6 protein-coding genes and 1 pseudogene are annotated in these 6678 nt (G+C 71.4%); 1 reads left to right on the top strand and 6 read right to left on the bottom strand.

Going from position 1 to position 6678, the window contains the following annotated elements:
- A pseudogene (locus J0695_RS07465) lies at positions 1–397 on the bottom strand (LysR family transcriptional regulator); the annotation flags it as partial.
- 122 nt (positions 398–519) lie between these two features.
- Here J0695_RS07465 and J0695_RS07460 point away from each other — a divergent pair.
- On the top strand, positions 520–1431 hold the full coding sequence (locus J0695_RS07460; RefSeq protein WP_206961060.1) for an NAD(P)H-binding protein: 912 nt from the start codon (positions 520–522) through the stop codon (positions 1429–1431).
- A 21-nt stretch (positions 1432–1452) separates the two neighbouring features.
- Here J0695_RS07460 and J0695_RS07455 read toward each other — a convergent pair whose 3' ends face one another.
- The 5 genes from J0695_RS07455 to J0695_RS07435 form a co-directional block, all read right to left on the bottom strand.
- Entirely contained in the window at positions 1453–1905 is a 453-nt protein-coding gene (locus J0695_RS07455) for an iron chaperone (RefSeq protein ID WP_206961059.1), read from the bottom strand.
- A gap of 82 nt (positions 1906–1987) precedes the next feature.
- Positions 1988–3058, bottom strand: coding sequence for a hypothetical protein (locus J0695_RS07450; protein ID WP_206961058.1), 1071 nt, complete (start codon positions 3056–3058; stop codon positions 1988–1990).
- A gap of 8 nt (positions 3059–3066) precedes the next feature.
- The gene (locus J0695_RS07445) at positions 3067–3990 is read right to left on the bottom strand and encodes an N-acetylneuraminate synthase family protein (protein ID WP_206961057.1); all 924 of its coding nucleotides are present in this window, start codon (positions 3988–3990) and stop codon (positions 3067–3069) included.
- A gap of 12 nt (positions 3991–4002) precedes the next feature.
- A complete protein-coding gene (locus J0695_RS07440) occupies positions 4003–5271 on the bottom strand; it encodes an acylneuraminate cytidylyltransferase (protein ID WP_206961056.1) in 1269 nt (422 codons plus the stop codon).
- The gene (locus J0695_RS07435) at positions 5271–6533 is read right to left on the bottom strand and encodes a DUF6716 putative glycosyltransferase (protein WP_372445718.1); all 1263 of its coding nucleotides are present in this window, start codon (positions 6531–6533) and stop codon (positions 5271–5273) included. Before J0695_RS07435 ends, J0695_RS07440 begins: the two co-directional genes overlap by 1 nt.
- Positions 6534–6678 lie beyond the last annotated feature (145 nt).

The raw sequence follows: 6678 nt of genomic DNA, 5'->3' as shown, positions 1-6678 counted from the left end.
TCGGCGTCCAGGCCGGTGCGGTCGAAGGGCTCGTGGACCAGGGCCACGTCCGCCTCGCCCCGGCGCAGGAGGCGGGGCTGTTCCTGCCAGTGGCAGAGGCGTACGGCGACCGGCACGGCGGCGGCCTCGGACGCGTACCGCGCCAGGATCGGTTCGAGGAGGCCCGCGTCCNNAGGGCGTCCAGGGCGATCCGCGCCTCCGCGAGCAGCACCGTGCCGGCGGGGGTCAGTGCCACGCTGTGGGTGGTCCGCCGGAAGAGGGCGGTGCCCAGATCCGCCTCCAGCTGCCTGATCGCGCGCGACAGTGGTGGCGGGGAGATGCCGAGACGCCCGGCGGCGCGGGCGAAGTTGAGCTCCTCGGCGACGGCGACGAAGTAGCGCAGCGGGCGGGATTCCATCCCACTCCCCCCTCGGATCGGCATTGCCCTCAGGGTAACAAGCGGGAGCGGATCGGTCCTTCAGTTCGGACGCGGGAGGCCGCAGGCTCGGTCATGTCCCGCCCACCCGTTTGGAGTTACTGATGATCGTTGTCACCACACCCACAGGCCAGATCGGCCACGAGGTCCTGACCCGCCTCCTCGCCGCCCCGGAAGCCACCGGGGGAATCCGGGTGATCGCCCGCGACCCGGACCGGCTCTCCCCGCAGGCGCGCGAACACGTGGAGGTCGTACGGGGATCGCACGCCGACCCCGCCGTTCTGAAGGAGGCCTGCGAGGGCGCCGACCGGGTGTTCTGGCTGGTACCGCCGGCGCCCGGGGCCGACAGCGTCGAGGGCCACTTCCGCGCCTTCACCGATCCGCTGCGTGAGGTGATCGCGGACCAGGGGATCAAGGGCATCGAGCGCGTCGTGAGCGTCTCCACCCTCGGCCGGGGCGTGGCGAAGAACGCCGGGCCGATCTCGGCATCCCTCGCCATGGACGAGGGGATCATGGCGACGGGAGTGCACTACCGGGCGCTGTGCCCGCCGGCCCTGATGGAGAACCTGCTGGGCCAGGCCGAGTCCATCCGTACCGCGGGCGTGTTCTCCCTGGCGGCGCAGGAGGACCGCGTCCTGCGCACCTGCTCCACCCGCGACCTCGGCGCCGCGGCGGCCAGGCTGCTCCTTGACACCTCCTGGACCGGACAGGCCGACGTCCCGGCGGTCGGGCCCGACGACCTGGCCCCCGAGGGCATGGCCCGGGTCGTCTCCGAGGTGCTCGGCCGTACGGTGCGCGTACGGCGGTCCACCATCGCCGAGTACCGGGCGACGCTTCTGCGTTACGGGGCGAGCGAGGCCTGGGCGCAGTCGGTGGCTGAGATGACGGAGGCCCTGGACGCACAGGGCTTCTACGGCGCCTCCGCACCGAGCACCCCCGCGACCGCGCCCACGAGCTTCCGGCAGTGGTGCGTGGACGTGCTGCGGCCTGCCTGCCTTACTGGCGAGGGGAGTTGAGTGATCCGCAGGCGCCGCGGCTCAGCTCACCGCCTGCCGCACCAGCTCACCGATCCGCGCCTCCACCTCGGCGTTCATCTCGGTCAGGGCGAACGCGGCCGGCCACATCACACCTTCGTCCAGCTTCGCCTCGTCGCTGAAGCCGAGCGTGGCGTACCGCGCCTTGAACTTCGCCGCGCTCTGGAAGAAGCAGACGATCTTGCCGTCCAGCGCGTACGCGGGCATGCCGTACCAGAGTTTGGGCGCGAGCGCCGGTGCGTTCGCCGTGACGACCGCGTGGACGCGCTCGGCCAGGATCCGGTCGGATCCGTCCAGCTCGGCGATCTTCGCGAGGACGTCCCGCTCGGCCTCCGCCGCCTTGTCCGCGCGCGAACTGCGGCGGGACTCCGCCTTCAGCTCCTTCGCGTGATCCTTCATCGCGGCCCGTTCCTCGGCCGAGAATCCCTCGTGCCTGGCGCTGTCACTGCTGGTCATGGCAGATCTCCCCGTTGAGAATCCGACGTGCGGGTCCTTTTCGTGGGGACAATAGCGCAGCCCAACGCACCGACGAGGCAGGTCAGTTGGTTGCGGGTGTCGGATGCATGGGCGCCAGGTGCTGTACGTCGCGGGCCGTGCCCGTGACCCCGGACAGGAAGCCCTGTGCGCGCGGGGACGCGGTCTCCGTCAGCCAGCTGGGGTCGATGTCGCAGACGGCGACCTTCACCGGGGTGCCGGCGAGCGCCAGCGGCAGCGTGTGGACCACGGTCGAGGGGAAGCTCAGGATCGTGTGGCCGATCGGGCCGCGGCGGGCGATCAGCTCCAGCGGGAGGTCGGGGCGGACGATCTCCAGGCCCGTTTCGGCGTGCAGCCGGTGGAGTTTGTCCGTGGCCTCGCGGCGGTGCGCGAAGTAGCGCGTGGCGTTGTGGGTGCCGGCCAGCGTACGGACCGCCGTGATGTAGCTGTCCACGTCCACCACACCCGTCTCGACCAGCGAGGTGCCCACCAGGTCCGCCGTGCGCGTGATGCGCGGCGGGCCGAAGCGCGATCTGGTCCAGGTGAAATCGTTGTGGGTGGTGCGGAGTTCGGGGGGTGCGCCCTCCAGCGGCATCGAGCTGAAGACCTCGACGCTGCGGCGTGCCGAGGGCGTGAGGCGGCGGCGCGCGGCGGAGGCGGTGGGGGCGAACAGGATGTCGCGGGGGCCCCGGCGGCCCTTGCGGTGCCAGCGCGTGAGGGGCTGCTTGGCGGCGAGCTGGGCCAGGAACTCCATCGTGGCCGTGCCGTCGTCGACGACCACCAGCTCACGTGCGCGAGTGATGGAGAGCAGGAGTTGTACGTACCGCGAGAAAGGATCCCCGATCACGATCCTGCGTGCCTTGCGCAACAGGGGCGTCAGCGAAGCGATCGTGTGGAACGGTGCCGCCGCCCCGCCACGTGCCTCCTCCCAGCGCACCGACAGGCCCTCCTCGCGGGCCAGGTCGGCCATACGGCGGAGCTGGCCGCGCGACATGGGGTCGAGCGGTGAGAGGACGACCACGGTGAGGCTCTCGCCTGTGTCCGTGGTGTTCGTGTGGGCCCACTCCAGGAGATTGAGCAGCTGGACGGGGCTCTCTACGAAGGCGAGCGTGGTGGGGGCGGCAGCTCGGTTCATGAGGTGGATCAGACTCCTGCGGGCTCTCGGTCGGCGCCTTCGGCGACGACGCCTGCGACACGGCGGAGCTTCTTCATGGGGGCGAGCTCCGAGTCGTACACCTTCTTGACGCCGTCACCGAGCGCGTCCTCGATGGTGCGGATGTCGCGGACGAGGCGCTGCAGGCCCTGCGGCTCGACGGAGGCGGCCTGGTCGGAGCCCCACATGGCGCGGTCGAGGGTGATGTGGCGCTCGACGAACGCGGCGCCGAGCGCGACGGCGGCGAGGGTGGTCTGCAGACCGGTCTCGTGGCCGCTGTAGCCGATCGGGACGTTCGGGAACTCCGCCTGGAGGGTGTTGATGACGCGGAGGTTGAGCTCCTCGGCCTTGGCCGGGTAGGTCGAAGTGGCGTGGCAGAGAAGGATGTTGTCCGATCCCAGGACCTCGACCGCGTGGCGGATCTGGCGCGGGGTCGACATGCCGGTCGAGAGGATGACCGTGCGGCCGGTCTCACGGAGCGAGCGCAGCAGCTCGTCGTCCGTGAGGGACGCGGAGGCGACCTTGTGGGCGGGGACGTCGAACTTCTCCAGGAACGCGACGGCCTCGGTGTCCCACGGGGAGGCGAACCAGTCGATGCCGCGCTTGGCGCAGTGGTCGCTGATGGCCCGGTAGTCGGCCTCGTCGAACTCCACGCGGTGGCGGTAGTCGATGTACGTCATCCGGCCCCAGGGGGTGTCGCGCTCGATGTCCCACTGGTCGCGCGGGGTGCAGATCTCGGGCGTGCGCTTCTGGAACTTGACCGCGTCGCAGCCCGCGTCGGCGGCCACGTCGATGAGGGCGAGGGCGTTGTTCAGGTCGCCGTTGTGGTTGATGCCGATCTCGCCCGTGATGTAGACGGGGTGGCCGGGGCCGGCGGTCTTGGTGCCGAGGGTGCGGAGGCGGGTGGTGCTCATGACGGGATTTCCTTACTGGGTGGGGGCGTTGAGGGTGGTGAGGGTGGTGAGGTTCTGGGGCGTGTGAGACGCGTGGGGCGTGTTGAGCGTCGGGCCGAGCAGCCAGGCGGCGATCTCGCGGATCGCCCCCTCGCCGCCGGGGGTGGTCGTCACGGCACGCGCGGCGCCGCGTACGACGTCGTGCGCGTCGGCGACCGCTACCGGCCAGCCGGCGAGGGCGAAGCACGGGAGGTCATTGACGTCGTTGCCGACGTAGAGCACGCGCTCGGGGCTGATCGACTGCTCGTCGCACCACTGCTTGAGCGCGACGTCCTTGCGGTCGATGCCGTGCAGGACGGGGATGCGCAGCTTGCGGGCGCGGGCGGCGACCACCGGGTTCTGCTCGGTGGACAGGATCAGGAGGTGCAGCGGCGTACGGTCGCGGAGGGCCGCGACGCCCAGGCCGTCCCCGCGGTGCACGGCGACCAGTTCGCGGCCCTCGGAGTCGATCAGGACCCGGTCGTCGGTCTGGGTGCCGTCGAAGTCGAGTACCACCGCGTCGATGTCGGCGAGGGTGGGCAGGGCCGCCGTGTCGAAGTGCGGGGCGAGGGCGCGGGCGCGGGCCAGGTCGTGCGGGTCGTCGATCTCCAGGACCCTGGCGGGGTCGGTACGTACAAGATCGGTGCGCCCGAAGAAGCGGTGGCCCGCGGCCCGGAAGCCCGTGACGTCCATGGCGTACGCGGCGCCGGTCTCCAGATAGTCCTGGGGCCGGTCCTGGCGGCGGGGGCGGAAGGCCTTGTCGTGGTTGACGCCGTGGGTTTCTTCCCCTTCGCGCCAGATGAAGCCGTGCGACGGGGCCACTGTCAGCGCGCTGTCGGCACCGTTCTCGGCGACCGCTGCCGCGACACCGTCGATCTCCTCGCTGGTGATGAAGGGGCTCGTCGCCTGCACGAGCAGGACCACGTCCACGCCCTCGTACGTGTCGAGCGCATGGCGCACTGCCGCCTCACTGGTGGCCGTGTCACCGGACAACTCGGCCGGACGGGCGACGACTTCGGCCCCTGCCGCCCGTGCGGCCTCGGCGATCGCCGGGTCGTCCGTGGAGACGACGACGTCGGTGACAAGACGTGCGCCCCGGCAGGCGCGCACGGCGCGGGCGACCAGCGGAATGCCTCCCACGGGGGCGAGGTTCTTGGCGGGTACGCCCTTGGAGCCGCCCCGGGCGGGGATCACGGCCAGGACCTTCTTGGCCGGGACCTTCTCGGCCAGGACCTTCTCGGCCTGGGGCTGGGGGTCGGGCATCACAGTTCTCCCATACGGCGGATGACGGGGGCCACGCGCTGGACGCCGTGGCGGTAGGCACCGCGCGCCGCGTCCCGCATCGCGTCGCGCACGATGCGGCGCAGGCCGGTGGCCTCGGCGGCCGGGACCCCGTCCAGGCGGTAGCGGGCGAGGACGCCGGGGAGGTATCCGGGCGCGGTGGTGAGGGTGTAGTAGGGGGCCAGCGGCGGGAGTTCGGGTTCGCCGACGAGCTGCGCGACCCGCTTCCGTACGGCATCGAAGGCCGTCTCGTACGAACCGTCCGCCGCGACCCCCTGCCGCGCGAGCCACTCCTCGTCGGCCTGCGGCCGCTCTCCCGCGTCGAGGTGCTCCCAGGACGCGAGGCAGCCGGAGCCGAGGAAGTGGTGGTTGCCGAGGGCCTCGCGGACCCCGAGGTCGGTGAGGACGGCGGTGGGGATACGGCGGTGCAGGGACTCCAGCGCGGCCGTGGACGACACCGTGACCAGCAGGTCGGTGCGGTCGAGGACCTCGCCCATGTTTCCGTACACCAGACGGAAGTTGGGCGGCAGATCCATCGCGGCGGCGAGCTTCTGGTACGGCAGCTCCTCCAGGTGCGTGGTGTGCTCGCCCGGCCTGGAGCGGAGCTTGAGCAGCACCTCGCGGTCCGGGTGGAAGCGGGCGTGGTCGACGAGCCTGCGCAGCAGGTAGGCGCGGTCGGCGCGGGACTCGGGGACGGAGGGCTGGGCGGCGAAGACGACCGTCTTCACCGTGTCCCCGGTGTACGGCGCGCCGCCCAGGAAGGGCAGCGCCGCCTCGGTCACGGCGGACGCGTCGGCGCCCACGCCCTCGTACACGGCACGGAAACGCTCCGCGTCGTGGCGGGAGTTGGCGATGACGACGTCCGCGCCGTGGCGCAAGAGCAGTCCGTCGGCGAGCTTCTCGTAGACGACACCGACGTAGCCGGTGACGACGACGGGCCGGCGCTCCATCTCCGTGAGGCCTGAGAGCCCGTGCAGTACGGCCTGCACCGCACCGCCGACGAGGGCGAGGACGACCACGTCGTACGTCTCGCGCTCGACCTCGCGCAGGAACTCGGCGCCGGTCACCTCCCGTACGTCCACAGCCCCGACACCCACGCCGACCTCGGCGAGCTGACGGGCGGTGGGCGTGGCCCTGCCGCGCAGCAGGAACCCGCTGAGGTCGGCCGGGACGGCCGGATCGGCGGAGAGACGGCGGGCGGTGAGCGCACCCCACTTCCAGCGGGTGTCCGAGTCTGCGATCACGGCAACGCGGAGGGGGGAGGAGGAGCTGTTCTTGCTTACTGGCACGACGACGAAACTAGAAAGCCATTCCGTTTAGCGGCCCAACGCGACTGCAACAGCGGGTTAACAGCGCGTCTACTAATGGGGAATCGGCCCCGATGGCGTG

It is taken from the genome of Streptomyces beijiangensis (assembly GCF_017315755.1).
Taxonomy (GTDB): Bacteria; Actinomycetota; Actinomycetes; order Streptomycetales; family Streptomycetaceae; genus Streptomyces; species Streptomyces beijiangensis.
Note: the sequence above shows the minus strand (reverse complement) of the source record. Positions and strands in the feature narration are given on the sequence as shown.